The organism is Paenibacillus sp. FSL F4-0236 (genome assembly GCF_038000135.1).
GTDB lineage: Bacteria > Bacillota > Bacilli > Paenibacillales > Paenibacillaceae > Paenibacillus_AQ.
Genome location: NZ_JBBOBK010000001.1, coordinates 5,305,326 through 5,320,621, shown reverse-complemented (window position 1 = coordinate 5,320,621; position 15,296 = coordinate 5,305,326). Strand labels below are relative to the sequence as shown.

12 protein-coding genes are annotated in these 15,296 nt (G+C 37.0%); all 12 read left to right on the top strand.

Going from position 1 to position 15,296, the window contains the following annotated elements; genetic code table 11:
• The first annotated feature begins 1 nt into the window (after nucleotide 1).
• The 12 genes from gnpA to yaaA all read left to right on the top strand — a co-directional run bounded on the left by gnpA (nucleotide 2) and on the right by yaaA (nucleotide 15,269).
• Complete coding sequence (gnpA, locus tag NSQ29_RS23810; protein WP_341126243.1) at nucleotides 2-2,164, top strand: 1,3-beta-galactosyl-N-acetylhexosamine phosphorylase; 2,163 nt, start codon at nucleotides 2-4, stop codon at nucleotides 2,162-2,164.
• Nucleotides 2,165-2,217: 53 nt separating this feature from the next.
• Nucleotides 2,218-2,493 (top strand): hypothetical protein, encoded by a 276-nt coding sequence (locus NSQ29_RS23805; protein ID WP_341126242.1) that lies wholly within the window; start codon nucleotides 2,218-2,220, stop codon nucleotides 2,491-2,493.
• A 288-nt stretch (nucleotides 2,494-2,781) separates the two neighbouring features.
• On the top strand, nucleotides 2,782-3,510 hold the full coding sequence (locus tag NSQ29_RS23800) for a LytR/AlgR family response regulator transcription factor (RefSeq protein ID WP_042184870.1): 729 nt from the start codon (nucleotides 2,782-2,784) through the stop codon (nucleotides 3,508-3,510).
• Nucleotides 3,507-4,784 carry a GHKL domain-containing protein gene (locus NSQ29_RS23795; RefSeq protein WP_341126241.1) on the top strand — a complete coding sequence of 426 codons (1,278 nt, stop codon included), beginning with the start codon at nucleotides 3,507-3,509 and terminating at the stop codon, nucleotides 4,782-4,784. Before NSQ29_RS23800 ends, NSQ29_RS23795 begins: the two co-directional genes overlap by 4 nt.
• A gap of 155 nt (nucleotides 4,785-4,939) precedes the next feature.
• Nucleotides 4,940-6,325: a radical SAM/SPASM domain-containing protein gene (locus tag NSQ29_RS23790; protein WP_081951029.1), complete on the top strand. Its 1,386-nt coding sequence runs from the start codon at nucleotides 4,940-4,942 to the stop codon at nucleotides 6,323-6,325.
• Entirely contained in the window at nucleotides 6,322-7,572 is a 1,251-nt protein-coding gene (locus tag NSQ29_RS23785; RefSeq protein ID WP_341126240.1) for a hypothetical protein, read from the top strand. Before NSQ29_RS23790 ends, NSQ29_RS23785 begins: the two co-directional genes overlap by 4 nt.
• Nucleotides 7,572-8,237, top strand: a complete 666-nt coding sequence (locus tag NSQ29_RS23780; RefSeq protein WP_341126239.1) for an ABC transporter ATP-binding protein — start codon at nucleotides 7,572-7,574, stop codon at nucleotides 8,235-8,237. Before NSQ29_RS23785 ends, NSQ29_RS23780 begins: the two co-directional genes overlap by 1 nt.
• A complete protein-coding gene (locus NSQ29_RS23775; protein WP_341126238.1) occupies nucleotides 8,227-10,545 on the top strand; it encodes an ABC transporter permease in 2,319 nt (772 codons plus the stop codon). Before NSQ29_RS23780 ends, NSQ29_RS23775 begins: the two co-directional genes overlap by 11 nt.
• Nucleotides 10,546-11,531: 986 nt before the next feature.
• The gene (locus NSQ29_RS23770) at nucleotides 11,532-12,404 is read left to right on the top strand and encodes an aminoglycoside phosphotransferase family protein (RefSeq protein WP_341126237.1); all 873 of its coding nucleotides are present in this window, start codon (nucleotides 11,532-11,534) and stop codon (nucleotides 12,402-12,404) included.
• Between the two features lie 169 nt (nucleotides 12,405-12,573).
• Complete coding sequence (locus NSQ29_RS23765; protein WP_341126236.1) at nucleotides 12,574-14,130, top strand: glycosyltransferase family 39 protein; 1,557 nt, start codon at nucleotides 12,574-12,576, stop codon at nucleotides 14,128-14,130.
• A 31-nt stretch (nucleotides 14,131-14,161) separates the two neighbouring features.
• On the top strand, nucleotides 14,162-14,413 hold the full coding sequence (locus NSQ29_RS23760; RefSeq protein WP_076286118.1) for a hypothetical protein: 252 nt from the start codon (nucleotides 14,162-14,164) through the stop codon (nucleotides 14,411-14,413).
• 103 nt (nucleotides 14,414-14,516) lie between these two features.
• Nucleotides 14,517-15,269, top strand: coding sequence for a peroxide stress protein YaaA (gene yaaA, locus NSQ29_RS23755; protein WP_341126235.1), 753 nt, complete (start codon nucleotides 14,517-14,519; stop codon nucleotides 15,267-15,269).
• Nucleotides 15,270-15,296: the final 27 nt, after the last annotated feature.

Below are 15,296 nucleotides of genomic sequence, written 5' to 3'. Positions count from 1 at the left end.
GTTGTCCAAGCAAACAACGGGGGCCTTTACACTACCGGGCGAATCCGGTTATGAGGCACTGACCTTAGAGTTAGCTGAACGGTGGGGTGCCGATGTCATCCGTGACAGTGACGGTACACAGTTGTCCGATGAGATTATCAACGCAGGATACGGCATTTATTCTACAATCTGTATCATCAGAGATCATAACGAATGGGCATCTCAAAACCCTGATAAGCTACAGCAAAGCTTTTTAATTACTAATCCGAAGGTAGCGGTCGAAGATTATTTATCCATCTATTTGATGGAGGACTTTTTCGCTGAGCAATTCCGAGTAAATGATTCCAAAGAGGCGTTTAAGTACTGGCAGGTTTTTGACCGAACTACTGGTGAAGAGGTTCCAAAAGAACAGTGGAATTATGAACGGGAATCAGGAAATGTAGTCATTACTGGAATTGCGCCTTGGCACAAATATACGGTCAGCTTCATGGTCTACCGGATTTGGGAAGAGATCTCCATGTACAATCACACCACGAATCACTGGGAAAAAGAACATTTAATGCAGATTGATCCCATCTATGTTGAAACGCAAAAGTATTTGCTCCACTTCCTTGAAGATTGGTGCCGTAAGCATAAGGAAACAACGGTGGTTCGGTTTACGTCCCTATTTTATAATTTCGCCTGGATCTGGGGCAGCAATGAGCGCAATCGCCATTTGTTCTCAGACTGGGGTTCATATGATTTTACGGTAAGCTCAAGAGCGCTTGATCTGTTTGCTCAAAAATATGGGTATTCGCTCACGGCCGAGGATTTTGTGAATGGTGGAAAATATCGTGTGAGTCATATCCCGGCGCAGCAGCGCAAACTGGACTGGATGGCATTTATCAATGATTTTGTCATCGAATTTAGTAAGAAATTAATTGATATTGTGCATGGGCACGACAAGCTGGCATATGTCTTCTATGATGACAGTTGGGTTGGCATGGAGCCTTACAATGATCGTTTCGAGGAGTTTGGCTTTGACGGGATGATTAAATGTGTGTTCTCAGGGTTCGAGGCAAGAATGTGTTCAGGTGTAAAAGTAGATACCCATGAGATTCGGCTGCATCCCTACTTGTTTCCGGTTGGTTTAGGTGGTCTGCCTACCTTTATGGAGGGAGGGAACCCTACACTAGATGCCAAAAAATATTGGATCAATATTCGGCGTGCTCTACTCAGAGAGCCTATAGATCGAATTGGATTGGGTGGATATTTGCATCTTGTAGAGCCTTATCCGGATTTTTGTGATTATATCGAAAAGATTGCGGATGAGTTCAGAGTAATTAAAGAGCTGCATCATAAAGGCAAACCGTATCATATTAAGACGAAGGTAGCCATTCTGCACGCTTGGGGCAAATGGAGATCGTGGACCTTGTCCGGGCATTTCCATGAAACGTATATGCATGATTTGATTCATATCAACGAGGCTTTATCCGGATTGCCGATTGAAATACAGTTCATTGATTTTGAGGATATCCGTCAGGGAATTTTAAAAGATTGTGATGTAGTGATCAATGCCGGATCTGCTGGCTCAGCATGGAGTGGTGGAGAACGCTGGAGGGACAACAAGTGTGTGGACTTACTGACAAAGTGGGTCTATGAAGGTGGTACTTTTATAGGTGTGAATCAGCCTTCGGCGCTTGAAGGGTATGACAGCTTTTTCAGAATGGCACATGTGCTCGGTGTAGATGAGGATACAGGCTCCAGAGTAGCGCATGGAAAATGGACATATGAAGTGAAGGATGAGTTTGGTTTAGTGCCTATTGGGGCTAGCATAACACCCGAAAATAACATTTATCTTACCGATGGAGCAGCAGCGGTTGTGACTGAAACGGATGGTCTAATAACACTGTCCACCCATGCTTTCGGTAAAGGAAAGGGGATCTACCTTCCATCTTTCCAATTCAGCTTTGAGAATACAAGATTGCTGCTGAATTTGATTCGTTTTGCGGGTAATGAATTCAGGGAAACAAAATACATTACGGACAACTTATATACAGAGTGCGCTTATTATCCAGAAAGCAAAATACTCGTGGTCATTAACAATAGCGATCAGCTTCAAAGCACTACGATTCATACGGAATATGGACAGCAAACCCTGGAATTAGATCCTTTTGATACGATGATTAGAACTATTGGTGACTAATATTTGACTTGAGTAGGGAGATTCCTAAGTATCCTTTACCAGAAGGGGTTCTGGTGAGGCAAACTGCACTGAACAATAGTGGAGCTCAGGAACAATATCGTCAAGCTGAACTCGCTTCCTTTGACGGTGTGGCGTGGAGTCTAAACCATTTGGGATGGATGCAGGGATCTCCCGAAATCGTTAATTTCTGTGCGTTTCATGACGATCAATTGATCGGTAACACCTCAACCTGGAGAACTACAGAGGAGAGAAGTGCAACGGAGAATGTATTCGTTATTCCTGAATGGCAGAAAAAAAGTGTCGCCCGTAACATCATCTGCACTATCTAAAGCAGCAGGGTAAAACAATCGCCACCTTAGGCACGCATGGAGATAATAAGAAAGCTATTCGATTATATACTCAGATTGGTTATGAATTATACGGTTCAAGATTTACAGTTGGCTATGAAATAGTTTAACAAGCATTTACTAGACGACTTTGGTCGTCTTTTTTTTATTGTGCAAGGACTTCTGACCTACTTTGTTGAATTAATACTAATAAGGTAATATTTACATAACTATAGGCATATATTGAAATTTCAAATTCTTTATTTTGTTCAACAGAGGGAGTTTAGAGGAATGATACGAATCTGTATTTGTGATGACGAGCAATTACATAGTTCCAAATTAGAGAAGATTATTATGGATAGTGCAGGCTTGTATCAAAACATAGAGTTCGATATTGACATTTATGAGTCCGGAAAATCATTATTGAAAGCTTTAAATGCCAGAAACGAAGAGTACCAAATATTATTCTTAGATATTGAAATGGGGATTTTAAATGGAATCGAGGTCGCTAGGGAAATTAGAAAAATAGATAAAAATATGATTATCATTTACGTTACCAGCTATGACAATTACACCATGGAAAGCTTTGAAGTTTCTCCTTTTCGATACATACTAAAACCAATACAAGAAGAGCAAATAAGTAAAGTATTACTCCACGCAATTGATGAGGTTAGAAGGAATAATCAGTATTTATTCTTCAAAACTCAAAATCTTAACTATCAAATCAAAAGTGAGACGATTCTATCCATTTCATCTGAGAAAGGTAGGATTATACACGTTGTAACCGTTGATGATGAATTTTCATTCTATGGCACAATAAAAGAGATTGAAGAAATGCTTGATCCATTATCCTTTATAAAAGTAAATCAAGGCACCATTTTAAATTTAAATTACATACATATTGTTTCGGGAACCGATATTATTCTCACCAATAAAGAAAATTTCGCAATTAGTAGAGGGCAGAGGAAAATAGTTAAAGATGCCTATAACCATTTCATAAAAAGGAGGATCGGCTTTTGAGAAATATTGAGGTTATTAGCATTGCGGTTCTAGCGATTCTCTATACACTTGTGCAGGTAACATCGATTTCTATTTATTTCAATGGATTTCTTAACCTCAGAATTTCAAAGTATAAATTTTATTCCATAACCTTTGTCTCTATGGGAATCATAAAATTATTGTCTAGTGATACAAACTCTATGGTTAAGTTGTTTTTATTTGTTGTTCTTTTGAGTATCTGTATACTGTATTCGTTCTACGGATCAATGGCTCAAAGGATCTACCACATTATCTTTTTTACGCTGATCACTACACTTGCAGACTTGGCGTTGTCTATTATTACATATAATTATGATCAAAAATTTGAAGGCCAGTTATTCATTATGCTAGTCGTATATTTTAGTGCAAACTTTTTATCGTTGTTAATTGTGATGTTGTCGGCAAAGCTGTTACTCTATTTTAGATCTGATAATGAGATCGGATTAAGTAATAAGGAATGTTTGTTATTAAGTATTGTGCCTTGTCTATCTTTAATGAGTATATATTGGATTTTTCAGTATAAAGATATCAATCAATTCGTTCCATGTGTTTTTTTGTTAATTGTGAATGTGTGCATTATGCTGATTTACAATAGTTTAGAAGGGAAAAATTTTCTTATACATAAGTACTCCATAATGGAGACACAAAATAAATATTACGAAGAGAGCTTAGAGAATCAAAGGGAAATGTCTAAGCTAAAACATGATCTGAAAAATATTTTATTAAATATAGCCTATGGATTGGAGAGGAAAAAAACAGACGAGGTAAAAGAGGAGCTACAGGAGTTATTGAAAACCAATGTATTCTCATATAGATTATTAACCGGGTGTATACCCATCGATGCCATTCTTAATAGTAAGCTAGAACAAACCAAAAAGTATAATATAGAATGCACTTTAGACCTCCAAGTTCCTCATGACTTATTTATAGAACATACCATTGACCTAGCGGCCATTTTAGGGAATCTTTTAGATAATGCCGTTGAAGCAGTACTTAGATTAACAGAAGAAATAAAAAAGGAAATTGAAATCAAAATAAAGTTTAGTGAGGGTAAATTATTCATAATCATTGTAAATTCGTCGAATCATGTGAATGTGGATTTCTCCTATGGGCGATTAATCTCTGAAAAAGGGAAAAATAGGTACGGCATTGGAATCAGCAGTATCAATGAACGAGTCAAAAAGTTAAAAGGATACTCAGACTTTTCGTACGATGAGGGCTATTTTAATTCAATCGTGGTCTTACCAATTCCATAAAATAAAAAAAGGCGACTTTCCATTCAAAAGAATGAGAAATCGCTTTTTTATTTTGCAGATTACAACGAGTATTTTGCGGATTACAACGAGCATCAAAAAACAAAAAAATATTGGTTTATGATTTCAATATAAGTAATGAAAAGTGAAATAGGAGGATGGAAAAATTGTATTTCACGGATAGAGTAATGGATTTCCAGCTTGATGATGAGAGTATCTTATTAATAAATACAATCTCTAGTGCATTTGACATTATTGATTCCGAAACTTATGGACGGATTGAGGAAATAAAGAAGGGATATTCCAATTTTGATGATAAAGATGAGCTGATGCAAACTTTAATTAAAAGGGGTTACGTGTTTGAACAAAAAGAGAAAGAACAAGAATTCATAAGAAAGTATGCTGATATACATCAAAAGTATATTGAGAAAAATTTAGTTCGCAGCTTTACAATTTGTCCCACGATGGGTTGCAATTTAAGATGTACCTACTGCTTTGAGGGAGACGAGAATCTAAGTAATAAAAAAGTAATGACTGAAGAACAATTAACTATAATCCTTAATTATATTGATACTTGCATTAATACACAAACAGAGACTGACACGCCAAAAACATCGATTTCCTTGTTTGGAGGAGAGCCCTTGTTACCTCAAAACATGCCAATTGTACAAAAGACACTTGATTTTGCAAAGGCAAGGGATATCGAAGTAAGAATTGTAACGAATGGAACAACAATAAAATACTACAGTAAACTCTTGAAAATGTATGATAACGTCATCATTCAGATTACTTTGGATGGTTCAAAGCCTATTCATGATGTCAGACGAATTGGAGTGAGTGGGAGAGGAACCTTTGATCTCATCGAATCAAGTGTTGATTTACTGACTGAAATGAAAATAAAAACGCATTTGCGAACAAATATAAATCAAGATAATATCGATTCTTTAAGCGAATTAATTCATTTTATAAAGAAAAAGAAATGGGTGGAATCGGGTTATGTTTATCCTTATGTAGCGCCCGTATTAGATTATTGCGATGGTTCGAATAATTCTATGAAAGAAAGTGAGTTGTACGCTAGAGTTCTTGAAATTGAACCATCTCTAGGATCTGAGGATTCAATTATTAAAATGGTCGTTTCTCCATGTGTGAATTACTTACAGTCTTTCTTTGATTCAAATAATCAAATGAAACCTTGGAAACTAAATTATTGTGAGGCTACTTCTGGTGGTAACTTAGTATTCTCTCCCGATGGGAATATTTCTACTTGCTTAATGTTAGCAGGTAAGGGGCATCATCAAATTGGTTCCTATGACGAGGAAAGTGTAAAGCTTGATCCAAAACTTGAGGGAATGTGGAAAGATCGAACCATACTACGAATTCCACAATGCAAAGAATGCAAATACGGTCTGATTTGTGGTGGTGGTTGCCCTATAGCAGCCATAGACATAAATCAGGATATTGATTGTCCTGTATGCAGTGATATAGAAAATACAATGAAAGCCTTTGTGAATACCAGAAAGCGTGAAATTCTGCAAAAGGTGTGATGAGCATGGAGGGGTTGTTACAAGTAAAGCAATATGAAACTAGACAAGAACTTGATGTAGACGGTAATAGCTTTTATATATTATCGTTTGATCAATCTAGCCATATCAAAGTATCACCTAGAGCAAAGGAAATCATTGATAAGTTAGATGGAACGAACACCAATGATGAGATTATTAATGATCTCAATGCAAAAGGCATTAGCATTACAGATAAGGAATTTGATTATTTTATTAAAAAATTTCTTGTTCCTAAAAATATGATGGCCAATTCCTCTAGTAAATCTGGTGAGAAAAAAAAAAGCTACCTTTGGTTACACCTTCCGATCATTGAGTCTTCGAAGTTTCGTGGACTATATTCAATACTGAAATATCTACTCTATAGTCGATGGGTTGTACTCCCATTGCTAATCATTGTGAGTATTTGTGGAGTATTTTCGGTGATACATCTTTCAAAATATCCAACGGACATTTTCAATACCCTGAACACTATTCTTGTAATTTTTTTAGTGTATCTCTCCATGTTTATTCATGAGCTGGGGCATGCAACAGCAGCTTATAAGTACGATGTTAGCGTTGGGAAAATAGGTATCGGAATTTATTTAACCTATTTTGTGTTCTTCATTGATATGACAAATACTTGGCGGTTAGATAAACACAAAAGAATTATCAATGATGTCAGTGGGATGTACTTTCAAGTCCTCACTACGATTCCAATATTTGTGTGTTATATGATATCACATAATATTTCTTTACTTATCGCCATTGTTCTTATTCTAATGACGTCGGCGATGAACCTTATACCATTTCTAAGAATGGACGGATACTGGTTGTTGTCGGATTATCTAAATGTTCAAAATATTCAGGTTAAGGCATTTAAATCAATCAAAGAGATGGCTGTAGAAATAATAAATGCAAAGAGAGCAAGAAAAATGGATGAACACTATTCGATCAGTAAATCTGTATATGTGTATGGTATTTACAGTAGTGTATATGTACTTACTACATGTTTGATTATCCTGTCACTTCTGTATTCTGTCATAGGGTTAATTCATAATCATGATTTGTTAATTAACAAATTTATATCCTTGCAGCAAAATATAATACATGGAAATATATCTAATGTTTTAGTTGATCTAAATAACCTATTTATTCTGTTTATACCGGTGATTTTTGTTGTTAGCCTGTTAGCATCCTTCTTTAAAAGACTGTACCTCACTTTGAAAATTAAAGGAGGCTTGAAGGCATAATGATTGAGTGTGTAAATGTTAAAAAAGATTTTAGCACTGATAAAAATGTGCAGCACGTTCTAAAGGGAATAGATTTAACCATTGAGCAAGGCGACTTCATCACCATAATGGGGAAATCGGGAAGTGGAAAAACGAGTTTTTTAAATTGTATTTCATTGTTAACGGAGGTAACAGAGGGTCAAATAATCGTTGAGGGTAGACCTATTGATACCAAGAATAGAAACGAGATTGAACAGATCAGACAAGATTACATTGGACTTGTATTTCAAAATTCAAATCTAATTCCCTGTTTGTCACCATTAGAAAATTTGATTATTGCTATTCATGAAAATTTATCATATGCAAACAAAAAGAGTCGTGCAATGGAAATGCTAGAAAGAGTGGGATTAACAAGCAAACATAGTCATAAGACACCAACACTTTCTGGTGGGGAAATGCAAAGAGTCGCCATTGCGAGGGCCTTAATTAATAATCCCAAGATGATTCTATGTGATGAACCAACAGGAGCTTTAGACGCTACCACTGGTAAGAGCATAATGGACTTCCTTCTAGAAATGAATGCTTCTTATAACAGTGCATTAGTGATAGTTACTCATGATCATTCCATTGGAAGTCTGGGTAAACGACAATATTTAATGAATGAGGGGTTGTTAAATGAAATATAGAGAATTATTTAAACTCTATAATCTTAAAAACCTAAACCAAAATAAATGGTCAATGTTTTTTATAGCCCTTTCAATCGTAATTACAATGACCGTTTCACTTATTTTGCCTCAAATAAGAATGAGTAAGCAGGAATACATTAATCAGGCTATGCAAGAATCTAATCCTGCTGATCTTGTAGTCACACAATCTTTTCCTTCTAAGAGTTTTGATAAAGCTATTAGCGCATATAAACAGGAAGGTATTCAAACCTCCGTTGTTCATTCAGCACCTGTCTATCTTGAAAATGAAAATAACAAAATGATGCTTTATCTTCTATCAGGTTACGAAAATTTATCCGAGGATGAGGTTGTAATCTCTGAAGGATTGGCCAACAAGCAGCATTTAAATTTAGGAGATACAATCCAACTAATAGGAATTAAGGAACAAGACAAAGCTTTAAAGATCACAAGAATAGAATATCTTCCTATTGATGTTGTGGATGATGCCCAGGTTTCTGGTTATATAAAGACTAAAAATTTAGAGTCCTCCTATCATTCTGACGCTGGATTAGTATTTATTTCCGGTAAATCCGGAGAGTTATTGAAAAAAGAACTGCAAACCATGGAGTCTGGTTATAAATACAAAACAATTGAAGATAGAAGAAATGAATTATTCTCAGACTTAGATAAACAGATTATGGCTTTGAATTTGATTAGTACAGTGGGGTACTTATTAGCAATCGCCGTGTTGATTAGTGGGATTACGATGTTGATTGTGAGAAGCCAAAAAGATATTGCTACGTTAATGCTAATTCCTATCAAGATGAAGGACATTATTAAGGCAATGAAATTAGAGATCAATATTTTGATCTTTACCCCATTAATTTTGTCCGTTATTTTCAGTATTCCACTCGCTAAAATGATTTTAGCTGCGGAAGATATTAGTGTTAATTACACAGCCGCTTATATGATAAATATTCTTAAATTTGTAGTCTTTAATATTTTTGTATTCCTTTTGTACAGAAATGTTGCTCTAAAGTATATGGTCAATCTAGATCCTGTTCTTATTGTCAAAGGAGATCATGGTCTCCCTAAAAGGAATAGGCTAAGAAATTTTGGGATTATTCTATCTCTCCCAGTTGTCTTTTCCGTATATGCAGTTTTATTGGGTAGTGGTACATCCATGGCGAGTAACTTTATTTTATTAATTACGTTATGCGCTATTTTTATAGGGATATTACTGCTCATTGAGCTGATTACAAGACTTCCAGTATGGAAATATCATCGCAGTACCTTATATACATTTAAAGAAATCAAAAAAAATAAGCTCGTTTTTGTAATAGGGATTTTAAATTTAACCATGATGCTTTGGTTTATTTTAATAGGCTTTGGACTAGCAAATACCTTAAAGGAATCTGTTGATGTAGGATATGAACAATCCTTACCCTATAACTATTTAATGAAGACAAGTGATGAAGAGGCTCTAAATAAGGTGTTGGTCAACTCCAGTGATATAAAGACATTCACGATAATGCACTATATGGATGCAAAGATAGAAAATGATAAGGTCTCCAACAAACAAGTTCGTATCAATGAAATTGATCAAAAGAATTATACATCAAAGTTTAAAATTACCGAGGGGCAAGATGTCTTTGAAGGAAATCCAAGAGAAATACTCATTTCAAAAGCATATGCAGACGCCTATAAAATCAATATTGGAAATACCCTAGAAATTACGAACGAAGAGAAAACTGAGAATTATAGAGTAAAGGGAACATACGATTCTGCTGGTATCAATAATAATTGGATCTTGAAAGCTTCCGAAAATCAATATAGCGATACAATTTATTTGGTAAGAGCAATAGATGATGGATTCCTTAATGAAGTGAAGGATAGCTATATTGCTAACATGAATGTAGTAGGAGATTACCTGTTATCTAAAATGGATTCATTCTTAACTAGTTTTAAATATATCTGTTTTCTTTTCATCATGGCAGCAGTCATATTTAACGTTAATTTACTTAGTTTAATGAATGATCTCAATAGAAAAGAGTATGCAATCATCCGGTCTTTAGGCATAGGTAAGAAAATTCTTGTGAAGCAATATGTGATCAAAGCCATAATTAGCATAATATGTTCGCTTACGATGTCGTTGGTTCTATTTTCTGTAGTTATATCCGTTGCTGTTTCAGCCATGTCCAATGGGAATGTAGTTATTGATGGAAGTATGTATGTATTTATTATATTAATATCTGTTTTCTTTGTCCTTATAGGAAATATATGCCTTAACAGTAGGAAAAATAATGATTTAGAAGTGATTAGAGAATGAAATTAATTATTCATACGACAAATGCGACAACTATTGTTACTTTTCTATAGTAACCAAAATAAATATGAATGTTGTATGTGAAATCATTTATGCAAATGTTTCAATTGTTTCAGTTAATTCAAATTGAAAGGAGTGGAAGGTAAATGCAATCTTTAAACGCTACAGAATCCCTCTGGACTGATGAATCCGTAGAAAATTTAGAAACGAGAGAAGAGTATGGCTGTTTCTGCTTCTCCATTTGTTTCTCACTGTGTTTCTGTTTCTGTTTCTAATCTAAACTAAATATTTCTAACTGGTTAGGTTTTCTTGGTAACAATAGTTGTGATATTCGTTCAAAGTAGTTAACCAGTTAGAAATATAAAAAAACAGTATGTTAGTACTTTTAAGCAGGAGCAAGGGGAGTAAACTTGAACCTGCTTAATTATCTTTTTGGTGAAAAGCAAGGAGGGAGAACGTTATGATTCCATTAGTTGTATTAGTTGTTGTATTTGCTTTATTGACTATAACGCTATCATGTCTATGGCTCTACAACGATTGTTTGTATCGAGGGATAAATCCTTGGATTTGGGTATTCTTAATGATTGCGACCACTCCCATATTGGGATTCATTTTATATTCTCTTATTGGAAAAAGAGGAATATCAATTACGGGTAAGTCTAGAAAGAATAAGTATATAGGATCTGCGGTTTTTATTACTATACTGTTGCTTATCTTTTCAAGTATCGGATTAGCATTTTATTCAGTGACATAGGTAGAGAAGCTTAGAGCGCTCTGTAGAGTTTCTACAGAGCTTTTTATTATTATAGTTCGTTTCATTCTTTTACCAGCTATGTTACTATGTCTACGATCAGAAAAGGAAAAATTAGAAGAGTAGATGGATTTCATGGAAATCGGTGTTATAGAATGGGATGGTGGCATTGAGATCGTAGCTGGCATTCCACAAGAATAATTGGATATATACAATCACCCGAAAGGAAGAATTGCTCTTGAGAACCCCTCTAACCAATGTAAACTGGCTTGAACACCATGAAATCATGGATGAGCTACTCTATCATGAAGCCAGCTTAACCACGCATCCGATGGATGATGGCTTTGAAGCTGAGGTTCTAAAGATCAATCTAGATCAGGAAAGCTATGTCTTGAAAACATGGAGTAAGAGCTCCAAACCAGATGTTCAGTTTCAATACCGTTTATTGGAGGTCCTGACCGAACGAGGGGTAGCCGTCTCTAAACCAGTGGGTTGGGGAATCAATCCGGACGGGAATAAGGTGTTGTTAACAAGCTTTGACGGAACGCCAATTCATAAAGTGAATAATAAGACAATGAAGGAGCTCGCGAGCATTTTAGCCAGAATTCATCAAATAGATATCGCTGAGCTGGAACATATACAACTACCTAAGTACGATTTCATCGACTACTTTTTTCCTGAAGTGAGAGAGCATACAGACCTTAATCAAGCTGTGATTTCTCTAGTGGAGCAAACGCCTATGAGACAAGATCGTATCATTCATGGAGATTTTCATTTAGGAAATATAGTAGAGGAACAACAGCGATTTACCGTCATCGATTGGACGAACGGCCAGTTGGGAGACCCTAGATATGATTTTGCATGGTCACTTATTCTGCTGAAAGTCCACATCTCCGAGCGTTACGCTGATATGTTCCTTTCTGCTTATCTATTGGAGAATTTTATGGAACAGGAAGAGCTTGAGGTGTTCGAAGCATGGGCTTGTCTAAGATGGATCTTACTGAATAGACGAGGCAGTACACCTAAAGGACCTAATGTAACGAAGAGGGTAAAGAGCATACTGGGAAGTAATCGCTTCCTGAAAGATTTGGATTTCCAAGGGTTTAAATGAACTTCATCTTAAAAAAATTACAATACAGACCGCAACCCTTTGCGAGGGAGGCGGTCTATTTACGTTTGTTCGCTGCTTTCATTCAATATTCAGTTTGGGTGTTTATAATGCTTTTTATGAATCGGGGGATGTGCTTGTATAGACTTCGACTGTGAAAAGGAGGTTTTCCATGGTAAGGGCAATTCAAAAAACATTGTATCTCATACTGGCATGCTTCATAGGACTGTTTATCGCTTCCTCCTTTTTTATCCGGGCGAAATATAATTATTTCGTATATGGGGACACGCCAGTTTTGGAGAAGCAACAGCTCGGCCTTTTTATTCTAGGGATTGTGGTGGTGCTGGCGTTAAGCGTTATTTTGTATAAAATATGCCTGAAGCTTAATCAGTACAGTTGGAAAATCGTCATTCCAGCCATATTGCTATGTTCTTTTGCCATTCAGATCGTGATCATTTTTCTATTTCCTCGCTTGCCGACGGATGATTCGCAGACGGTGCTTTCACTGGCACTCGATATGCTGTACAGAAATGATTATTCATCTTTTGACACGACAGGTTATCTGCATATGTTCCCGTTTAACTTCTCGATTGTTGTGTACTTAAAGACGTTGCTACAGTTATTTCCGGATAATTATCTGGTAATCAAAATATTCAATATTCTATTTACACTCTTAACCTCGTTAATGATTTACCTGCTGTATAAAGAGCTCAAGGGTAAGTCTGAGGATCATGATTATGGCATTCTCGTGTTTGCCGCTACCTATATCCCTTCTTTGTTTATGAGTAATTTAATTTATAACGATGTGATCGCGACTGCCTTTTTGACAAGTGCTTTATATTTTGCTGTGAAATTTATAAAAAGAAAGTCCATAAAGGATATTGTTTTCGCAGCCATCTTCCTGGCAGTCGGCAACTATTTCCGAAGTATTGGTGTTATTTTTCTGATTGCTGTGGTAGTCAGTCTATTGTTCAACATGCGTGCGATCGGGGTGAAAAAGGCTCTAAGCGCGTTGTTTATTACGGCTTTATTGTTTAATGTTCCAGGTTGGGCGCAAAATGCTGTGCTGCAGGCGACGAATGTCGTAGGTGAACCGATTAACGAAAATTCCGCACCGGTCTATATGTGGCTGAATATGGGGATCAATCTGGAGACGTTTGGATTCTGGGATAACTGGCAGAGCTATACGATCTACCAGCAGGATGCCAATTATAATAAGGAAGAAAGTACGCAGCTATTTAAAGAGGAAATCAGCCATAAACTCTCCGAGGCGAGCCTAAGCGACGTAGTGAAAATGTATTATAAAAAAATCGTTTGGACCTGGACAGAAGGAACATACCAGATGGAACGATATGGACTTGGGAATGATGGATCATCCAGTAATGGTGGAAGAATGGGCTTTGTCATGGACCGTTATAGCTACACTAATGCTGCTACGGATCTATTTAAGGGGGATTCGAGCTACCGCAGCGGGCTACTGTGGTTGCTGTATGTCCTGAATTTTCTGATGTATGTTTTTATACTCGTTCGCTTAATCGGTGGAATAAGAGCCAAAAGATTTGAAGAGACCTCTTTGATTCTTGTGGTGCTGGGCTTTATCGGATTTTATCTACTATGGGAGATTAAGTCTCGATATATTTACCCGGTATATCCGCTGCTGATCGTGTTATCCTACATGGGTTTTAACGATGTATATGATTATATGTTAAAAAGATATTTTCCACGTTGACAATGTTTGCTCGGAAAGAGGGGGTTCAAAGATGCGGATCAAGCGATATCTCACTTTGCTCATAGTAGTGCTTAGTTGTTCCATGGTGCTCATCTCCTGTGACGCCATCACCGCTCAGAAGATATCAAGTACAGATTCTGGTTCAAGGGCGAACGGGGGACAGGGCTTTAACGGTGGTCGGGGTAAAGATGGAGGTAGCTCTCCCGGCATGAATGGTGGGACAAGAAGAAACGGCAGCCAAGGTACAGATGGAGGAGTTAGCGGGCAAAGTGGGCGACAGTGAACAAATTTCATGAACTTGCCCCGAGCCTACGAAGATTAAGTGTGATAGGATAAGATTACATTTAAATTCCCCGCGGGGGTAAGAAAAGAGAAAAGGGAGCAACATGAGAATCATTATATCGCCTGCCAAGAAGATGAAGATGGATACGGATTTTATGGATTGCCGCCAGATGCCGCAATTCATAAGCGAGTCGCAGACTCTTCTGGCCTTATTACAAAAGTTGAATTATGAAGAAGCCAAATCGCTATGGAAATGCAATGATGCCATCGCCACGCTGAATGTGGAGCGAATTCGGGATATGGATGTAACACGGAATCTTACACCCGCTATCTTTTCTTATGAGGGTATCCAGTACCAGTACATGGCACCAGGGGTACTTCAAATGGAGGAGCTGGAATATCTTCAGCAGCATTTACGGATATTGTCCGGATTCTATGGAATCGTCCGGCCATTTGACGGCGTTGTTCCGTACAGGCTGGAGATGCAGGCTAAGCTAAGCGGACCAAGTTTCAAGTCTATCTATGAGTTCTGGAACAGGAAGCTGGCAGATCAGCTATTTTCGGAGACTGATATCATTCTGAATCTGGCCTCTAAGGAATATAGCAAGTGCATCTCCCCGTATGTTGGCGGAAACGTTCGAATGATTAGCTGTGTATTCGGGCAAGAAATCGGCGGTAAGATCGTTGAGAGAGCGACCCTGGTCAAGATGGCCAGAGGTGAAATGGTACGCTTCATGGCTGAGCGGCAAATCACCTGTGTGGAGGATATCAAAGGCTTCGACGGGTTTGATTTCAGCTTTGCTGAGGAGCTGTCGGATGAGAGTACGTATGTGTTTATTCAGAAAAAGAATGACTAGAGTAAGTAGTACTACGGGTAATCTTGG